Source organism: Kitasatospora sp. Ki12 (assembly GCF_054601375.1).
Genome location: NZ_BAAIHT010000001.1, coordinates 1,342,528 through 1,358,469 on the forward strand (window position 1 = coordinate 1,342,528; position 15,942 = coordinate 1,358,469).

20 protein-coding genes and 2 rRNA genes are annotated in these 15,942 nt (G+C 68.9%); 9 read left to right on the forward strand and 13 right to left on the reverse strand.

Annotated features, from left to right (window positions below; all coding sequences use genetic code 11):
- Positions 1-16: 16 nt before the first annotated feature.
- Positions 17-784, reverse strand: a complete 768-nt coding sequence (locus ACYP53_RS05675; RefSeq protein WP_459646781.1) for a TetR/AcrR family transcriptional regulator — start codon at positions 782-784, stop codon at positions 17-19.
- A gap of 61 nt (positions 785-845) precedes the next feature.
- On the opposite strand from ACYP53_RS05675, the gene ACYP53_RS05680 reads away from it, so the two are divergent.
- Positions 846-1,040: a DUF6011 domain-containing protein gene (locus ACYP53_RS05680; RefSeq protein ID WP_189925181.1), complete on the forward strand. Its 195-nt coding sequence runs from the start codon at positions 846-848 to the stop codon at positions 1,038-1,040.
- A 32-nt stretch (positions 1,041-1,072) separates the two neighbouring features.
- Here ACYP53_RS05680 and ACYP53_RS05685 read toward each other — a convergent pair whose 3' ends face one another.
- Positions 1,073-3,040 (reverse strand): tetratricopeptide repeat protein, encoded by a 1,968-nt coding sequence (locus tag ACYP53_RS05685; protein ID WP_459646782.1) that lies wholly within the window; start codon positions 3,038-3,040, stop codon positions 1,073-1,075.
- Between the two features lie 280 nt (positions 3,041-3,320).
- Between ACYP53_RS05685 and ACYP53_RS05690 the strand changes: the two genes are divergently transcribed.
- Positions 3,321-3,821 carry a hypothetical protein gene (locus tag ACYP53_RS05690; protein ID WP_459647955.1) on the forward strand — a complete coding sequence of 167 codons (501 nt, stop codon included), beginning with the start codon at positions 3,321-3,323 and terminating at the stop codon, positions 3,819-3,821.
- Between the two features lie 10 nt (positions 3,822-3,831).
- Here ACYP53_RS05690 and ACYP53_RS05695 read toward each other — a convergent pair whose 3' ends face one another.
- A complete protein-coding gene (locus ACYP53_RS05695; protein ID WP_459646783.1) occupies positions 3,832-4,824 on the reverse strand; it encodes an oxidoreductase in 993 nt (330 codons plus the stop codon).
- A gap of 168 nt (positions 4,825-4,992) precedes the next feature.
- On the opposite strand from ACYP53_RS05695, the gene ACYP53_RS05700 reads away from it, so the two are divergent.
- The 3 genes from ACYP53_RS05700 (at position 4,993) to ACYP53_RS05710 (ending at position 7,117) form a co-directional block, all read left to right on the forward strand.
- On the forward strand, positions 4,993-5,697 hold the full coding sequence (locus ACYP53_RS05700; RefSeq protein WP_459646784.1) for a DUF6215 domain-containing protein: 705 nt from the start codon (positions 4,993-4,995) through the stop codon (positions 5,695-5,697).
- 127 nt (positions 5,698-5,824) lie between these two features.
- Positions 5,825-6,496, forward strand: coding sequence for a DsbA family oxidoreductase (locus ACYP53_RS05705; RefSeq protein WP_459646785.1), 672 nt, complete (start codon positions 5,825-5,827; stop codon positions 6,494-6,496).
- Positions 6,497-6,577: 81 nt separating this feature from the next.
- Positions 6,578-7,117 (forward strand): mycothiol transferase, encoded by a 540-nt coding sequence (locus ACYP53_RS05710; RefSeq protein ID WP_459646786.1) that lies wholly within the window; start codon positions 6,578-6,580, stop codon positions 7,115-7,117.
- A gap of 12 nt (positions 7,118-7,129) precedes the next feature.
- On the opposite strand, the gene ACYP53_RS05715 is transcribed toward ACYP53_RS05710, so the two are convergent.
- The 3 genes from ACYP53_RS05715 to ACYP53_RS05725 are packed head-to-tail and all read right to left on the reverse strand — an operon-like array spanning position 7,130 to position 8,180.
- Entirely contained in the window at positions 7,130-7,441 is a 312-nt protein-coding gene (locus ACYP53_RS05715; protein WP_459646787.1) for a hypothetical protein, read from the reverse strand.
- Positions 7,438-7,719 (reverse strand): hypothetical protein, encoded by a 282-nt coding sequence (locus tag ACYP53_RS05720; RefSeq protein WP_459646788.1) that lies wholly within the window; start codon positions 7,717-7,719, stop codon positions 7,438-7,440. The genes ACYP53_RS05715 and ACYP53_RS05720 overlap by 4 nt, the downstream gene beginning before the upstream one ends.
- A 23-nt stretch (positions 7,720-7,742) precedes the next feature.
- Entirely contained in the window at positions 7,743-8,180 is a 438-nt protein-coding gene (locus ACYP53_RS05725; RefSeq protein ID WP_459646789.1) for a hypothetical protein, read from the reverse strand.
- A 267-nt stretch (positions 8,181-8,447) separates the two neighbouring features.
- On the opposite strand from ACYP53_RS05725, the gene ACYP53_RS05730 reads away from it, so the two are divergent.
- Both ACYP53_RS05730 and ACYP53_RS05735 read left to right on the forward strand, forming a co-directional pair.
- On the forward strand, positions 8,448-9,044 hold the full coding sequence (locus ACYP53_RS05730) for an RNA polymerase sigma factor (protein ID WP_459646790.1): 597 nt from the start codon (positions 8,448-8,450) through the stop codon (positions 9,042-9,044).
- Positions 9,025-9,327, forward strand: coding sequence for a hypothetical protein (locus ACYP53_RS05735; protein ID WP_459646791.1), 303 nt, complete (start codon positions 9,025-9,027; stop codon positions 9,325-9,327). The genes ACYP53_RS05730 and ACYP53_RS05735 overlap by 20 nt, the downstream gene beginning before the upstream one ends.
- An 80-nt stretch (positions 9,328-9,407) precedes the next feature.
- Here the strand turns inward: ACYP53_RS05735 and ACYP53_RS05740 are convergent, their stop codons facing one another.
- Genes ACYP53_RS05740 through ACYP53_RS05755 form a run of 4 tightly spaced genes read right to left on the reverse strand, consistent with a single transcriptional unit; the run spans position 9,408 to position 10,433 of the window.
- Entirely contained in the window at positions 9,408-9,704 is a 297-nt protein-coding gene (locus tag ACYP53_RS05740) for a hypothetical protein (RefSeq protein ID WP_459646792.1), read from the reverse strand.
- Positions 9,701-9,823, reverse strand: a complete 123-nt coding sequence (locus ACYP53_RS05745; protein WP_459646793.1) for a hypothetical protein — start codon at positions 9,821-9,823, stop codon at positions 9,701-9,703. Before ACYP53_RS05745 ends, ACYP53_RS05740 begins: the two co-directional genes overlap by 4 nt.
- On the reverse strand, positions 9,811-10,068 hold the full coding sequence (locus ACYP53_RS05750; protein ID WP_459646794.1) for a hypothetical protein: 258 nt from the start codon (positions 10,066-10,068) through the stop codon (positions 9,811-9,813). The genes ACYP53_RS05745 and ACYP53_RS05750 overlap by 13 nt, the downstream gene beginning before the upstream one ends.
- Positions 10,065-10,433, reverse strand: a complete 369-nt coding sequence (locus ACYP53_RS05755) for an ATP-binding protein (RefSeq protein ID WP_459646795.1) — start codon at positions 10,431-10,433, stop codon at positions 10,065-10,067. The genes ACYP53_RS05750 and ACYP53_RS05755 overlap by 4 nt, the downstream gene beginning before the upstream one ends.
- 238 nt (positions 10,434-10,671) lie before the next feature.
- Between ACYP53_RS05755 and ACYP53_RS05760 the strand changes: the two genes are divergently transcribed.
- Both ACYP53_RS05760 and ACYP53_RS05765 read left to right on the forward strand, forming a co-directional pair.
- Entirely contained in the window at positions 10,672-11,562 is an 891-nt protein-coding gene (locus ACYP53_RS05760; RefSeq protein ID WP_459646796.1) for a helix-turn-helix domain-containing protein, read from the forward strand.
- 11 nt (positions 11,563-11,573) lie between these two features.
- The gene (locus tag ACYP53_RS05765; protein ID WP_459646797.1) at positions 11,574-11,774 is read left to right on the forward strand and encodes a DUF397 domain-containing protein; all 201 of its coding nucleotides are present in this window, start codon (positions 11,574-11,576) and stop codon (positions 11,772-11,774) included.
- Between the two features lie 50 nt (positions 11,775-11,824).
- Here the strand turns inward: ACYP53_RS05765 and ACYP53_RS05770 are convergent, their stop codons facing one another.
- The 3 genes from ACYP53_RS05770 to ACYP53_RS05780 form a co-directional block, all read right to left on the reverse strand.
- A complete protein-coding gene (locus ACYP53_RS05770) occupies positions 11,825-12,322 on the reverse strand; it encodes a DUF2716 domain-containing protein (protein WP_459646798.1) in 498 nt (165 codons plus the stop codon).
- A 90-nt stretch (positions 12,323-12,412) separates the two neighbouring features.
- Positions 12,413-12,529, reverse strand: a 5S ribosomal RNA gene (gene rrf, locus ACYP53_RS05775).
- An 83-nt stretch (positions 12,530-12,612) separates the two neighbouring features.
- A 23S ribosomal RNA gene (locus tag ACYP53_RS05780) occupies positions 12,613-15,733 on the reverse strand.
- Between the last annotated feature and the right edge of the window lie 209 nt (positions 15,734-15,942).

Here is a 15,942-nt window from a genome sequence, read left to right on the forward strand (position 1 = left end):
CGCCGGGTGACGAACGCTACCGCCGCGCGATGAGGGCGGCCAGGCCGTCCAGGACGCGGGCCAGGCCGAAGTCGTAGGCGTGGTCCGGGCTGTACGCGCCGCCGTGCACCGCACCGGCGGCGGCGCCGACCCGGGCCGCCACCGGGTAGCGCTCGGCGTCGAAGACCCGCGCCAGCAGCTCGGCGTTGGCGGACCACCACTGCTCGTCGGTCATCGCGCTGTCCTGCCGGGCGGCACGCTCGTCGGCGGTCATCCGGGCGCAGGTCTGGACGAAGCCCAGCAGGTGGGTCAGCGCGGCGTCCAGCTCGACGTCGGGCAGGCCGGTGCCCTCGAAGGCGCGCAGCTCGTACTCGTACTTGGCCATCAGACCGGGCCCCAGCGGCGGGCGGCTGGTCGAGACGGCGGCGACCCAGGGGTGGGCGCGGTGCAGCGCGCGGTTGTCGTCGGCGACGGCGGTGACCCGGGCGCGCCAGCCGTCGTCGGCGGGGGTCGAGCGCGGCATCGTCGCGTAGACGGTGTCCAGCATCAGGTCGAGCAGCTCGGCCTTGCCCGGCACGTAGGTGTAGAGCGCCATCGGGGAGAGCCCGAGCTCCTGGGCGACCCGGCGCATGGTGACGGCGTCCACGCCCTCGGCGTCGGCCAGGGTGACGGCGACGGCGGCGATCTCACCGGTCGAGCGCGCCTGCCGCGGCCCGCGCCGGCCGGGCTTCTCCTCGGCGGTGAGCCCCCAGAGCAGGGCGAGGGTGCGCGCCGGGTCTCCTGCGCTGCTGCGGTCGGTGGCCATGGGCGCCATCGTTTCACGCATCGGCGGGGGCTTCCCCGGCCCGGCCCGTTACCGTCTCCCCATGACCAGCCCTGAGCCGCTCCCCGGTACGGACACCGCGCAGACCCTCCGCTCCCGGGTGACCTGCCGCCGCTGCCACCGGCCGCTGCACGACCCGGAGTCGCGGATGCTGCGGCTGGGGCCGGAGTGCCGGGACCCGGCGGAGCGGGTCGCGCGGTTCGACGTCGACCAGGATCCGCTGCCGGGCGTCGGGTAGCGAACGGCTGCGACGGCCCGGGCCGGGAGGGATCAGCCCCGGCCGAGGATCCGTCCGAGGAAGCCCGGGCGCTGCGGCCGGGGGGCCGGTTCGGGCTCGGGTGCGGGTTCGGGTGCCCGCTCGGACTCGGGTTCCGGCTCGGGGTCCGCGGCCGGCTGGGCGTCAGCGGCATCAGCGGCATCGGCCGCGTCCTCCGCGTCCTCGGCGCGGATGGCCGCCCGGGCCAGGTCGCGGTCGGCGGGCGGCATCCAGGGCGCGGCGAGCACCAGCCGGCAGACCGAGCGCAGGATCGTCACCACGCGCACGCGCCGGGCGTCGACGCAGTGGTGCAGGCGCCGCCGCAGCTGCGCGGCGATGTCGGCGCGGAGCTCGGGGTGCGTCCAGCCGATCGCGACCAGCGCGAAGCCGGCCGCCTCGGCGACCCAGTCCTCCGGTCCGAGCAGCAGGTCCAGCAGCACCCGGCGGCGGTCCGACTCCGCCCACGGCTGGTCGGTGCGGTGGTGCGCGATGCCGAGGCAGGCGAAGGCCTGGACGGCGCGCACCCACAGCTCGGGCTGGTGGGCGAGCAGGGCCCGGCCGAGTTCGTCCTCGCGCGGCACCGGCGGGTGGACCAGGACGCCGAGCAGGTCGTCGAGCGACAGCCCGGCGAGCCGGACGGCCTCGTCGTAGGCGGCCGGGACGGTCGGCCAGACGATCCCGACGACGGCGCGGACGAGTTCGGCGCTCGCCGGCGCGGGCGGGGCGACGGCCGGTCTCGGGTCGGTGCCCTCCCAGGCCCAGACCCGGGTGGTGGCCACGGTCAGCGGCCGCCGGAGGTCCGGTTCGTCGACGGACTGGTAGACGACGGTGCAGAGCGGCAGCGCGAGGTGCAGGGCCAGCTGCGAGCTGGGCGGTTCCAGGGTGGAGACGCCGCAGTCGATCGCGGTGTCCCGGTCGGTGTCGGGCGCCGCGAGGACCTGGTGCAGCAGGTTGACGGTGGCCTCGGGCGTGCCGGGGACCATGCCGAGCCAGGGCTCACGGTGGCTCAGCCGCGCCAGCAGGTCCTGGGCGTACTCGTGGTCGGGGTGCGCGCGGTGGTGGTCGGCCAGGCCGAGCAGGTGCGCCGGGTCGCCGTCCAGCGCGTGCCGCAGCCCGTACCGGGCCGGGGCGGCCTTGGGGTGGTCGGGCTCGGTGGCGAGCACCCGGTCCAGCCAGGACAGGCCCTCCTCGGGGCGGCCGAGGACGCCGTACAGCTCGGCGACGTCCACGGCGAGGTAGCTGCTGGACTCGGACCGGTCCGGCGCGACCCGCGCCAGCTCGGCCTCCCAGACGGCGAGCGCCCGCTCCGGGCGGCCGTCGGCGCGCAGCGCGTTGCCGAGCATCACGGCGGGCAGGTAGCCGGGGGCCGCGCGGTGCGCCCGCTCGGCGAGTTCGACGGCGTGGGCGGTGGCGCCGAGCCGGCGGGTCAGACCGGAGGCCATCGCCAGCAGCAGCGCGTGGTCGTCGTGGCGGGCCAGCACCGACCGTACGAAGGCCTCGAAGGGCCGTACGGCTTCGGCCAGTTCGGCGGGCAGCGGGTCGGGCAGCGCACCAGCGGCGCGGGCCACCGCCTGGGCGACGGCGTCCGGGTCGACCAGGCCGGGCAGGTCCTCGCGGGACAGCCAGGCGGCGTGCGCCCAGGGGCGGGCCGGTTCGTACTGGATGGCGGAGGCGAGCAGGCCGACGGCGGTGTCCCAGTCCCCGGCGGCGGCCTCCACGTGGGCGCGGCAGGCGACCGTGCCGAGGTACACCTCGCCGTCCAGCGGGAACAGCTCGCGCGCGGCCGCCGGTCCGCCGGCCGCCGCGCACAACTCGGCCAGCGCCTCGTGCAGTTCGGGTAGCTGCGGGTCGGCGAGGATGGCGTCGGAGAGGTGGTCCGCGGCGTGCCCGAGGTCTCCGGAGTCGATCGCCAGCCGGGCGACCGCGACCTCCCCCTCGGCCGCCAGCCGCTCGTCGCCCTCGTCGCCGCGCGCCATGCCCATGCCCCTGCCCCCCGGTCGCCGTCCAGCTCCGGAGAAGGCTATCCGGTACACGGACCTCGGCGTCGGCAACATCGCCTGCTGACGGCCCTGTTGGGGCTCGGGAGTGAGAAGTCGGCCGGTCCGACTTCCCACTCCCGCCCCCGGCCGGTCCGCTTCTCCGGTCCGCTCCTCCGGTCCGCATCTCCGGTCCGCATCTCCGGTCCGCGTCCATCCGTCGTGTCCGGATTGTCAGTGGTGTCTGCTTCACTGACGCCAGGTGTGGAGACGAGGGGTGGCTGCGATGGGTGTGCTGACCGACTACTTCCGGGCGCCCGACGCGGCGGCGGTCGTGCGGGCGCTGGAGCTCACGGGCGGCGGGCGCCCGGACTTCGACGACGGGTCCGGCGCCGGGTTCGACGGGGTCGAGGCGAAGCGGGTCGATCCCGACATCGTGCTGGGGCGGCTCGTCGCGGCGATCCGCGAGGAGGCCTGGCATCCCGACGTGGTGCCGGAGAAGCCGGTCTGGCCCGCCACGCCGCCACCCGGCCCCGACGGGCCGCAGGACGAGGACGACCCGTGGGCCACCGGCCCGTGGGTGACGGAGCTCGGCACCACCGCTCGGGACGCCCTCGCCGGGGTGCCCGACGAGCGCCTGCCGGAGGTCGTCGGGCAGTGGGCCCTGGCGGAGGAGTGGGACGGCGCCGACGCCTCCGACCTCCTGCCGCTGGCCGAGGAGCCCATAGGCCTCGCCCGCCGGGCACGCGCGGCGGGCGAGCAGCTGTACTGCTGGATCTGTCTGTAGCGCCGGCGCCTCAACTGCCGATCGGGGCGGCCCCGGTGGCCGCGAGCGACAGCTCCCAGAGCCGGGCGGCCGCCTCCGGGTCGACGGCGTACGGGCGGACGCCCCCGTCGTCCATCGGGGTGTCCGCGCCGGAGAGTCGGGCGACCTCGCAGTCCTCCAGATAGAGGCCGCCACGGCCGTCCAGGAGGGGCGAGGTGGCGGCCCAGAGGCCGGTAGCGGCACCCTGCGACGGCGTCTTGAAGTCGGCGCCGATCACCGCGCCGTGCTCGTCCACCCAACCGCGCTCGATCTGCTCCTGGCGGGTCATCTCCTGCTGCAGCCCAGTAATGATCTTGCCCGGGTGGAGCGCGAACGCCCGCACGCCGTCCTCACGGCCGAGCGCGTCGAGGTGCACGGCGAACAGCGCGTTGGCGGTCTTGGACTGGCCGTACGCCAACCACCTGTCGTAGCCCGTGCGGAAGTGCGGGTCGTGCCAGCGGATGTCGGTCAGCACGTGCCCGGCGGAGCTGTTCACGACGACCCGCGCCCCGTCGGGCGCCGCGGCCAGCAGCGGGTACAGCTCGCAGGCGAGGAGGAAGTGCCCGAGGTGGTTCGCCGCGAACTGCCCCTCCCAGCCCGGCCCGACCCGCCGCTCCGGGGTGGCCATCACCCCGGCCACGGCCAGCAGGAGGTCCACGCGGGCCGTCGACTCGCGGATCAGCGCGGCCGCGGCGCGGACGCCGGCCGGGTCGGCGAGGTCCATGGGGACGATCCGGCTCCCCGTCCCCCGGAGCGCGGCGCGGGCCGCCTCCGGCCGTCGGGCCGGGACGATCACGTGCGCACCGGCGGCGGCCAGGGCCCGCACGGTCGCCAGGCCGAGACCGGAGTAGCCGCCGGTCACGACGGCGGTCCGGCCGGAGAGGTCGAGGCCGGCCGTGACGTCCTCGGCGGTGGCCGCGAAGGAGAAGGGTGAACCGAGCGGCTGCTGCTGGTGGGTGGTGGTGCCGGTGCGGGTGCTGGTCATGGCGACGACGCTAGGAGCTGGAGCGCGGTCTAGCTCAAGCCCGGCGATCCGCACGCGAACCCCCGGCACGGCGGCCGATAAGAGCTAGCCGCGGACGTGACCGCCTGGCATGCTCCGTGGGTTGCGGCGGAACACGAGGACGAGCTCCTCGAACGGGGGGATCCAGGCATGGAAACGCAGACGACGGACGGCATCGGCCCGATCGACGACACCGACGGCACCGACGGCACCGGTGCGGCCGACACCGCCGACACCGGCAAGAGCGGCCCCCGGACGGGGCTCCAGCTGCTGGCCGCCGTCGGGCTGGTCGGCGCCGTCGTCGCCGCCCTGTGGGGAGTGAGCCTCCTCGAAGCGTCGACGAAGCCCGCCGAGAAGCCGGCCGAGTGCACCGCCCCCAGGCCGACGGACCCGCCGGGGTACTCCGCGCTGTGCGCCGCGGTGAACCGCCCCGACCTCCCCACCCTGCTGGGCACGCCCGAGGACCGCGTCACCACCGCCCACCCGGCACCCCTCGCCCTCGGCAAGGACCCCATGGTGGAGGTGCGCCTGATGCACACCGTCGTGGGCTTCACGGACAGCTCCACCACGGTCGAGGACATGATCGGCATGCCGCAGTTCCGTGCCGTGCCCGCCACCGTCCTCGGCCACCCCGCCGTGACCTACTCCTCCAACGCATTCGTCCTCGCGCCTGGTGCGAACACCGGCCCCGTCACCCGGAACCTCGTCGTCGCCCAGGACCCCAAGGCCCCCGCAGGCCGTGCCTTCGAGATCTCCGTCTTCCGCGAGGACGGCCGCGCCCTCGACGACGCGACCCTCAACCGCCTCGCCGAAACGGTCCTCCCCACGCTCCCGGGCTGGATCGCCGCGCCGTAGCCGACGACTCCGTGCTCCCTGCTCGCCGACCTGAATATTTCTTGTCCTGAAATATTCAGGTCCGCGAGCACGTTGGCACAGGAGATCGGCGCGGGAGAGGCCTGCGCGATGGAAGGAGAGCGGTCCCGTGCGCGTCGAGATCTGGAGCGACATCAACTGCCCGTGGTGCTACATCGGCAAGGCGCGGTTCGAGCGGGCGCTGGAGCGGTTCGAGCACCGCGAGGAGATCGAGGTCGTCCACCGCTCCTTCGAGCTTGACCCGCGCGCGCCGCAGGACGCCCGCCCCGTGGTGCCGCTGATCGCCGCCAAGTACGGGCTGAGCTTGGAAGAGGCCGAGGCGGCGGAGGCCCGGATCGCCGAGAACGCCCGCGGGGAGGGCCTGCCGTACCTGAGCGAGGGCCGGGACGCGGCGAACTCCTTCGACATGCACCGCCTGCTGCACTTCGCCAAGGAGCACGGTCGGCAGGCGCAGCTGCTGGACGCCCTCTACCGTGCCAACTTCGCCGAGGAGCGCTCGGCGTTCGAGGCCGGCCGGCTGGTCGAGCTGGCCGTCGAGGCCGGGCTGGACGGCGAGGCCGCGGCCGCCGTCCTCGCCGACCCGGAGGCCTACGCCGACGCCGTCCGCGAGGACGAGACGACGGCGAGCGCGATGGGGGCGACGGGCGTGCCCTTCTTCGTCCTGGACCGCCGCCTGGGCGTCTCGGGCGCCCAGCCCGCCGAAACGTTCACCCGCGCGCTGGAGCAGGCCTGGGAGAGCCGGGTCGCGCTGCCGCTGACGACCCTCGCCGCCAAGGAGTAGGCCGAGGAGTAGTGGGCGGTGGAGTGGGAAGTCGGATGGGCCGACTTCCCACTCCCGGCCTCGTCCCACAGAATTCCCCCCATGACACCAGCTGCCGCGCACGAGCCGAGCCCGCAACTCTCCGATCCCCAGGACCTGTTGCTCGGCTACCTCGACTACCTCCGCGCGATGGTCGCCACCAAGATCGCGGACATGCCCGAGGCCGAGCTGCGCACCAGCCGGCTGCCGTCCGGCTGGAGCCCGCTGGAACTGCTCAAGCACCTGGTCTACATGGAACGGCGGTGGCTGCGCTGGGGCTTCCTGGGCGAGCCCGTCCCGGAACCGCACGGCGACAAGGACGCGGCGGGCCGGTGGCACGTGGGCCCGGAAGAGACCGCGAGCACGCTGATCGCAGCGCTGCACGCCGGAGGCGAACAGACCCGGGCCATCGTCACCGGAACGTCCCTCGCCGCCGACAGCGCCGCCGGAGGCCGGTTCGGCGCGGGCGGCGAGCAGGAGCAGACACCGTCGCTCGGGTGGATCCTCTTCCACGTGCTGCAGGAGTACGCGCGCCACGCGGGTCATCTCGACATCGTCCGTGAACTGGGTGAGGACATGTCCCCCAACGCCGTCGGCACATAGGCGATGCGCCGGTCAGCCGACGCTCCGACCGGGGGCACAGGTGATGTGCAGGCTACCCGGGACGCCCTTGGCGGGACGGCCGGAGCCCCAGCCCCCGTGGGTACCGGCACGCAGTGGCAGGTGGACGAGGGAATGCCGGGAGCGGGCGGCCAGAGCACAGACGGTGGCGAGGTCCCCGGCCCCCTGGGGATCGACCTGCAGCTCCATGAACCAGCCGTCCGGGCTCGCGTACAGGCAGGTCCCGTCGCTCTGCCACACCGGGGTGATCACCCGGTACTCGTCCCGGCCGAGGCGGACGCAGTGGAGCTCCGCTCTCAGTCTCACCCGGTTGTCGTCCCGGAGGCGGAGGTGGGGTCGAGGGAAACCAGGAACTCCGGCCGCAGGTACCAGGGGCTGCCGTCCTCGGTCTCGACGTAGTAGACGGGCCCGACGTGGCCGCCGTCGCGGTCGTCGGCCTTGACGACGCATTCGCGGACCACGCCCCGGGTGCCCAGGACCTCCGCGCCCAGGTGGCCGAGTTCGGGCCGGGGCGGGTCCGGGGTGGTCAGCGCCACCCGCTCGCCGCGGGCAAAGGTGGCTTCGTCGGGCCAGGGAGTCGTCACAGCGTGCAGGCTACGGGTTTGGTTCAGTCGTAGAAGAACTGGCGGAGGTCCTCGACGGTGCCCGGGCCGAAGAGGAAGGACTCGGCCCGGACGACCGCGCGGGACGGCGGCGGGCCATCGGCGGGGAGCCCCCGCAGCCAGGTCTCGCCCAGCTCGCCGACCGCGTGAATGGCGGAGAGCAGTTCCGCCATGCCCGCGGGCCGAGGCGGGGCGGCGCCGGTGACGGGCGTGAGCTCCCAGCCGCCGGCCCGGGCGACGGGCCGGAGCAGCTCCGCCCAGGCGGCGATGCGGCCCAGGCGGAAACTCCAGGGGAGTTCGGCGGACGGCGGTACGTACCCGGGGGCCGCGGCGGCGAGGTCGTCCATCGCCCGGCGTTCGGTGGGCGTGCGGGTCCAGCGGCCCTCCTGGGCGTCCTCGATGGCGGCGTCCCACCAGTCCCAGGCGTGGTCGATCGTGTCCATGGGGCGTCAGGCTTCTCGGGGCGGAACCGCGTCATTGATCACGGTCGCACCGTAGTGTCCGGTGCCGGGAAGGCGCCCCCCGGGGCACGTCTCCGGAGATTCGGGGCGCGGGCTGAATCCTTTTCCCGGGTTCGTGCCTCTTATGGCCGGACCGACGAACGTCGGGCCATGACCTGGAGGTTGTCGTGATCATCGGTATCGGTGTCGCTGTCGGCGCGGTGCTCCTCTGCACCTGCGTGCTCGTCCTGAAGCGCAGGCGAGGTGGGCGTGGCTGACACGGCCTGGCCTGGCGAACAGCTGATCGTCGCCGCACAGGGCGGTGACGTCGACGCGATCGCGGCGCTGGTGGAGAGCGCGCATCCGAGCGTGCGGCGCTTCGCCCACTCCCTGTGCGCGATCCCTCAGGACGCCGAGGACGCGGCGCAGGAGGCCCTGATCATCCTGTACCGCAAGATCGGGATGCTGCGGGCCTCCGGCGCACTGGCGTCGTGGATGTTCAGGATCGTCCGCAACGAGTGTCTGCGCCGCGCACGGACGCTGACGCGGCACTCCCCCCTGGCTCCGGACGCCGTCGTGGACGCCGTGGCGAACGTCGTCGTGGACTCGGCCGAGGACGAGGCACTGCGGCAGCTCGACGCGGGCAGGGTGGCGGCAGCCGTCGCCGCCCTGCCACCTGACCAGCGCCGAGTGCTGATCATGCGGGACATCCAGGGCCACAGCGGCCGAACGGTCGCCGAGGCGCTGGGCCTCAGCACGGCGGCGATGAAGTCACGCCTGCACCGGGCCCGCGCAGCGGTTCGGCACACGCTCGGCACCACACCCGACCCAGCTCGTGGAGGAAGCCATGAACCGAACGAAGGCTGACCGCCCCGACTTCGCCAGCGCGACGCTGCCCCGGCACCTGACGCGCGGCGCGGTGGGATTCGGCGCGCTGGTGGGCTCGGTGGCACTCCTGCCGGTCGTCGGGCCGGTCAGCCTGCTGCTCCTGCCGGCCGGCCTGCTCGCGTTGCGCGGGTGCCCGATGTGCTGGGCCATCGGGCTCATGCAGACCATCTCCCGGGGGCGCCTGGAGCGCTCCTGCGAGGACGGGCAGTGCAGGCTGGCTGTCGCCGGCAAGGCCCCCGCGCACGTCGAGGCCAACCGATGACCGAGACGTCTCCGCCCGGTGCCGCGCGTTCGTAGCGCGGCACCGGGCGGAGGTGTCCTCGGTGGTCATCGGCAGTCGGCTCAGTGGGAGCGCGGGTTGAGGCGGGTGGCGAGCCAGGGGGAGTTACGGCCGGCGGCCTCCCGGTAGGCGATCCGCTGGACGGCGAAGAGGAGCCGGTAGAGGTTGAGGGCCGTCTCGGAGTCGTCGGCGGCGAAGCCCAGGTGGTGGATGAAGTTCTCCAGCGCGGGCCAGTCGAAGTCGTCGGGGACGGGCGGGGTGACGGAGGCGGCGGAGAACGTGTTGAACGCGGCCGCGACGGCGTACTGGGCAGCGGCAAGGGCGTTGGCGACCGAGTCGCGCGCGGGGTCCGTCGTCATCGGGAGGGCTCCTCTTCATCGGGCCTTGCAACATTGAGTGCGGTGATGACGCCCAGGGCGACGGTGGCCATCGCCAGGGCGAGGAGAGTGAGGAAGGCGACGGCGATCAGGAACCGCACGACGGGCGCTCACGGTCGGCGTCGAGGAGGAGCGTCAGGAGGTTCAGAAGAGTCGACGCCGGCGCGGTGTTGAAGCAGACCAGGACGCGGCCGTCGAGGGTCTTGTCCGTGGTCGCGGAGGGGAAGAGCAGGCCGAACTTCCTGCCGCGCTCCTGGAGTTCGGCGAGGAGCGTGCGGATGTGGGCGTCGCTGTAGGCCCGGATCCGGGGGTCGGTGGGCTGCATGGGGAGGCGACGGCGGTTCACGCGGCGGCCTCCAGCTCGAACCAGACAGCCTTGCCCTGCTTACGGGGGTCGGCGCCGAACCGGTGGGTGAGGGAGCGGACGAGGTGGAGACCGCGGCCGGAGAGGGAGAGCGGGTCCGCGGGCGGGCAGGGCTCGCCGGGAAGGACCGGGCTGTCGTCGCAGACCGAGACGCGGAGGCGCCGGTCGCAGAGGACGACGGTGACCATGGGCGCCGGACTCCCGGCATGGCGCCAGGCGTTGACGAAGAGTTCGTGGAGCGCGAGCTCGGCGTCGGAGATCAGGGAGGGCGGCCACCCGGCGGAGGCAAGGAGGTCGGAGAGCTCGGCGCGAGCGGTGGACCAGTCGGGAGGGTTGCAGGCACGCATGAGACCCCCAGGAAAGGGAGAGGAGGGGTGATCGACGGAGAGTCGCCGTGAGCAAGGCCCGGTGAGGCTGCTCTGCGGTGCGAAAAGCAGGCGTTACTGACACTCCGTCATGTGATCGGTGCAACACTGAGAGTAGGGGCGCTGATAGCAATGTTGCAAGCAGATCGGCGAGACTCACCCGTTGGTGGCATCCCCGGTGGGTTGTGCGCAAGACTGCGCCAACAGGGAAGGGACGATCGTGGGATACAAGGGACCAATCAGCCAGCGGCAGCGCCGGTTCGGTGAGGAGCTACAGCGCCTGCGCGCGGCAGCTGGGCTGTCTGCGCCGGAAGCTGGTGCGCTTGTTGGTATGAAGGGTCCGGCGGTCAGCCACACTGAAGCAGGCCGGATCACCCTCAACCCCGAGCGTCTTGAGATCTGGCTCGACGCCTACGGCTGCACGGATTCGACCTATCGCAGGATTCTTGCCGAGATCGGACGAAGCACCGGCAAGGGTTGGTGGAGCAGCTTCGAGGGCAAGGTGCCTGACCTGTCCTTGGACCTGGCAGAGGTAGAAGACAGAGCAGAGTCCTTCGCGGTCTTCGATGCTCTACACATCCCTGGAACGCTGCAAGTTCCGGGCTACGTCGAGGCCATCTACAAAGACGCCTACAAGGACGGACGCTGGGATACAGCAACAGCCGTCGAGTTCCGCCTGCAACGCCAACGAATCGTCACCGACAGCAGGCAGCGGCAATTTCGCTTTGTCATCCATGAGGCAGCCCTCCGGATGCAGTTCGCCGGTAAGGCAGTCATGCGCGAGCAGTTGCATCATCTCGTTGACATGGCAGAACTTCCCAATGTCACGATTGAGATCTTGACGTTCGACGCCCCTGGAAGGGCTCCCTTCGCGGGCACATTCCTGATCTGCAACCCTGGGTGCACTGCTCTCTCAACCATCATCTTGGATGGACCGAAGCGAGCCCATCACCTTGGTGACCCTGAGGACGTGGTGGCGTACCACCAGAAGTTTCAAGAGATCAGGGATCTTGCTCTCCCTGCCGTCGACATCACCAGGCCCCGTCGCGAGGCCCACTCTCGCGATTCTTGGGGGCTCCTTCAACACCTTCTCTACGAACTCCAGCACTGAAAGGGCACTCGATGTCCCAGCTCCTCTGGCAGAAGTCATCCTTTAGCGACGCTGACGGCGGCACTACCTGTGTTGAGCTGGCTTCCGGAGGCAACGATGTCCGTCATCTCCGTGAATCCGACGACCCAGGCGTCATCATCACCACCTCGACCGCCAAGCTCCGCGTGTTCGTCCTCGGAGCCAAGGCCGGCGAGTTCGACCACCTCGTCTGAGGTCCACCCCCCGCCCGCTCGCCGCTTCGGCGAGCGGGCGGAGTCGTTCCTCACCGCACGGGCCGGCCGTCGCGGCGGACGACCCGCTGGAGCAGTTCGTCGACCTTCTCCTCGATCTCGTCCAGGAGTTCAGCGCCGAACACGCAGAGCGTGTGCTCCCAGGGATGGCCAAAGGTTCCGAACCGGAGATCGTCCGCGAGATAGATGTAGTAGTCCCCGTCCGGATACGGGCTGAGCGACCACTGCTCCTTCCCCTGAAGGTCGGGGCGGAGCCGGTAGCAGGTGTGCTGCCAGTCCAGGGTCCACAACGACTCCGCGGGCGCACTGCACTTCGTGAGCCCGTCCTGCACCACCTCGACCAGGCGGTCGAGCTTCAGGTACTCCGGGTCGTCGTCCAGCGCATCGAGGCTCCAGGTGACCGACGGCGAGGGCTCCGAGATGCCGGGGAAGGTGGTCGTGCTGGGCCGAAAGCCGAACCCGGCATCGAAACGACGCCAAATGCCGTCGTACTCAGGCTCGTGGAGCTCACGCAGGGTTTCAGCAGTCACCAGCCGAACCTACCCGCGCCGGCCCCCTTTCGGCCGGGAAACGCGAAGAACCCCCATCCGGGATCCGGATGGGGGTTCTTCTGAATGATTGTTCGGCGGCGTCCTACTCTCCCACAGGGTCCCCCCTGCAGTACCATCGGCGCTGTGAGGCTTAGCTTCCGGGTTCGGAATGTAACCGGGCGTTTCCCTCACGCTATGACCACCGAAACACTATGAAACTGTCAACCGACACCCGACCAAGAATTCGGGTGGGTCGTTGTTTCAGAACAACACAGTGGACGCGAGCAACTGAGGACAAGCCCTCGGCCTATTAGTACCGGTCAACTCCACCCCTTACAGGGCTTCCATATCCGGCCTATCAACCCAGTCGTCTACTGGGAGCCTTACCCTCTCAAGGAGGTGGGAGTGCTCATCTCGAAGCAGGCTTCCCGCTTAGATGCTTTCAGCGGTTATCCCTCCCGAACGTAGCCAACCAGCCATGCCCTTGGCAGGACAACTGGCACACCAGAGGTTCGTCCGTCCCGGTCCTCTCGTACTAGGGACAGCCCTTCTCAACACTCCTACGCGCACAGCGGATAGGGACCGAACTGTCTCACGACGTTCTAAACCCAGCTCGCGTACCGCTTTAATGGGCGAACAGCCCAACCCTTGGGACCTACTCCAGCCCCAGGATGCGACGAGCCGACATCGAGGTGCCAAACCATCCCGTCGATATGGACTCTTGGGGAAGATCAGCCTGTTATCCCCGGGGTACCTTTTATCCGTTGAGCGACGGCGCTTCCACAAGCCACCGCCGGATCACTAGTCCCTACTTTCGTACCTGCTCGACCCGTCAGTCTCACAGTCAAGCTCCCTTGTGCACTTACACTCAACACCTGATTGCCAACCAGGCTGAGGGAACCTTTGGGCGCCTCCGTTACCCTTTAGGAGGCAACCGCCCCAGTTAAACTACCCACCAGACACTGTCCCTGATCCGGATCACGGACCCAGGTTAGACATCCAGCACGACCAGAGTGGTATTTCAACGGCGACTCCACAACAACTGGCGTTGCTGCTTCAAAGTCTCCCACCTATCCTACACAAGCCGAACCGAACACCAATATCAAGCTATAGTAAAGGTCCCGGGGTCTTTCCGTCCTGCTGCGCGAAACGAGCATCTTTACTCGTAATGCAATTTCACCGGGCCTATGGTTGAGACAGTCGAGAAGTCGTTACGCCATTCGTGCAGGTCGGAACTTACCCGACAAGGAATTTCGCTACCTTAGGATGGTTATAGTTACCACCGCCGTTTACTGGCGCTTAAGTTCTCAGCTTCGCCCCACCGAAATGGAGCTAACCGGTCCCCTTAACGTTCCAGCACCGGGCAGGCGTCAGTCCGTATACATCGCCTTACGGCTTCGCACGGACCTGTGTTTTTAGTAAACAGTCGCTTCTCGCTGGTCTCTGCGGCCACCCCCAGCTCAAGGTGCAAGACCCATCACCAGGAATGGCCCCCCTTCTCCCGAAGTTACGGGGGCATTTTGCCGAGTTCCTTAACCATAGTTCACCCGAACGCCTCGGTATTCTCTACCTGACCACCTGAGTCGGTTTGGGGTACGGGCCGCCATGAAACTCGCTAGAGGCTTTTCTCGACAGCATAGGATCATCCACTTCACCACAATCGGCTCGGCATCAGGTCTCAGCCTTAATGAGTGACGGATTTGCCTATCACTCGGCCTACACCCTTACCCCGGGACTACCACCGCCCGGGCTGGACTACCTTCCTGCGTCACCCCATCGCTCACCTACTACAGACTTGGACCGGCGGCTCCACCACTTCCCTTTGCCCGAAGGCTCCGGGACGGCTTCACGGCCTTAGCATCACCTGGTTCGACGTTGGCGCTTCAAAGCGGGTACGGGAATATCAACCCGTTGTCCATCGACTACGCCTGTCGGCCTCGCCTTAGGTCCCGACTTACCCTGGGCAGATCAGCTTGACCCAGGAACCCTTGGTCAATCGGCGCAAGAGTTTCCCACTCTTGTATCGCTACTCATGCCTGCATTCTCACTCGTATACCGTCCACGACTGGTTTCCACCGCCGCTTCACCCGGCACACGACGCTCCCCTACCCATCACAGCAGGCGTTGGCCCTATATGCTGCAATGACACGACTTCGGTGATGTGCTTGAGCCCCGCTACATTGTCGGCGCGGAATCACTTGACCAGTGAGCTATTACGCACTCTTTCAAGGGTGGCTGCTTCTAAGCCAACCTCCTGGTTGTCTCTGCGACTCCACATCCTTTCCCACTTAGCACACGCTTAGGGACCTTAGTCGGTGTTCTGGGCTGTTTCCCTCTCGACCATGGAGCTTATCCCCCACAGTCTCACTGCCACGCTCTCACTTACCGGCATTCGGAGTTTGGCTAAGGTCAGTAACCCGGTAAGGCCCATCGCCTATCCAGTGCTCTACCTCCGGCAAGAAACACGTGACGCTGCACCTAAATGCATTTCGGGGAGAACCAGCTATCACGGAGTTTGATTGGCCTTTCACCCCTAACCACAGGTCATCCCCCAGGTTTTCAACCCTGGTGGGTTCGGTCCTCCACACGGTCTTACCCGCGCTTCAACCTGCCCATGGCTAGATCACTCCGCTTCGGGTCTTGGGCATGCAACTGGGTCGCCCTATTCGGACTCGCTTTCGCTACGGCTACCCCACACGGGTTAACCTCGCTACACACCGCAAACTCGCAGGCTCATTCTTCAAAAGGCACGCAGTCACGGCCCACCAGCAAGCTGATGAACGACGCTCCCACGGCTTGTAGGCACACGGTTTCAGGTACTATTTCACTCCGCTCCCGCGGTACTTTTCACCATTCCCTCACGGTACTATCCGCTATCGGTCACTAGGGAATATTTAGGCTTAGCGGGTGGTCCCGCCAGATTCACACGGGATTTCTCGGGCCCCGTGCTACTTGGGAGTTCTTCAAACGAGCCGTACAGATTTCGTCTACGGGGGTCTTACCCTCTACGCCGGACCTTTCGCATGTCCTTCGACTACCCATACGGTTTCTGACTCGCCGACCGGCCGGCAGACCGATCAAGAAAAATCCCACGACCCCGCATTGGCAACCCCTGCCGGGTCTCACACCAATACGGTTTAGCCTCATCCAGTTTCGCTCGCCACTACTCCCGGAATCACGGTTGTTTTCTCTTCCTGCGGGTACTGAGATGTTTCACTTCCCCGCGTTCCCTCCACACTGCCTATGTGTTCAGCAGCGGGTGACAGCCCATGACGACTGCCGGGTTTCCCCATTCGGACACCCCCGGATCAAAGCTCGGTTGACAGCTCCCCGGGGCCTATCGCGGCCTCCCACGTCCTTCATCGGTTCCTAGTGCCAAGGCATCCACCGTGCGCCCTTAAAAACTTGGCCACAGATGCTCGCGTCCACTGTGCAGTTCTCAAACAACGACCAGTCACACACCCTCAACACTCCGAAGAGTGCCTCGAGTGAGGCCGGCACTGAGACAACGGTTACCCGTTCCCTCAGGACCCAACAACGTGCCCGACACACCCGCAGTGCTCTGTTTTCCACGCCGAAGCAGTACTAACAGGCCCTTACGAGCTGTGCCGAATAGTCAA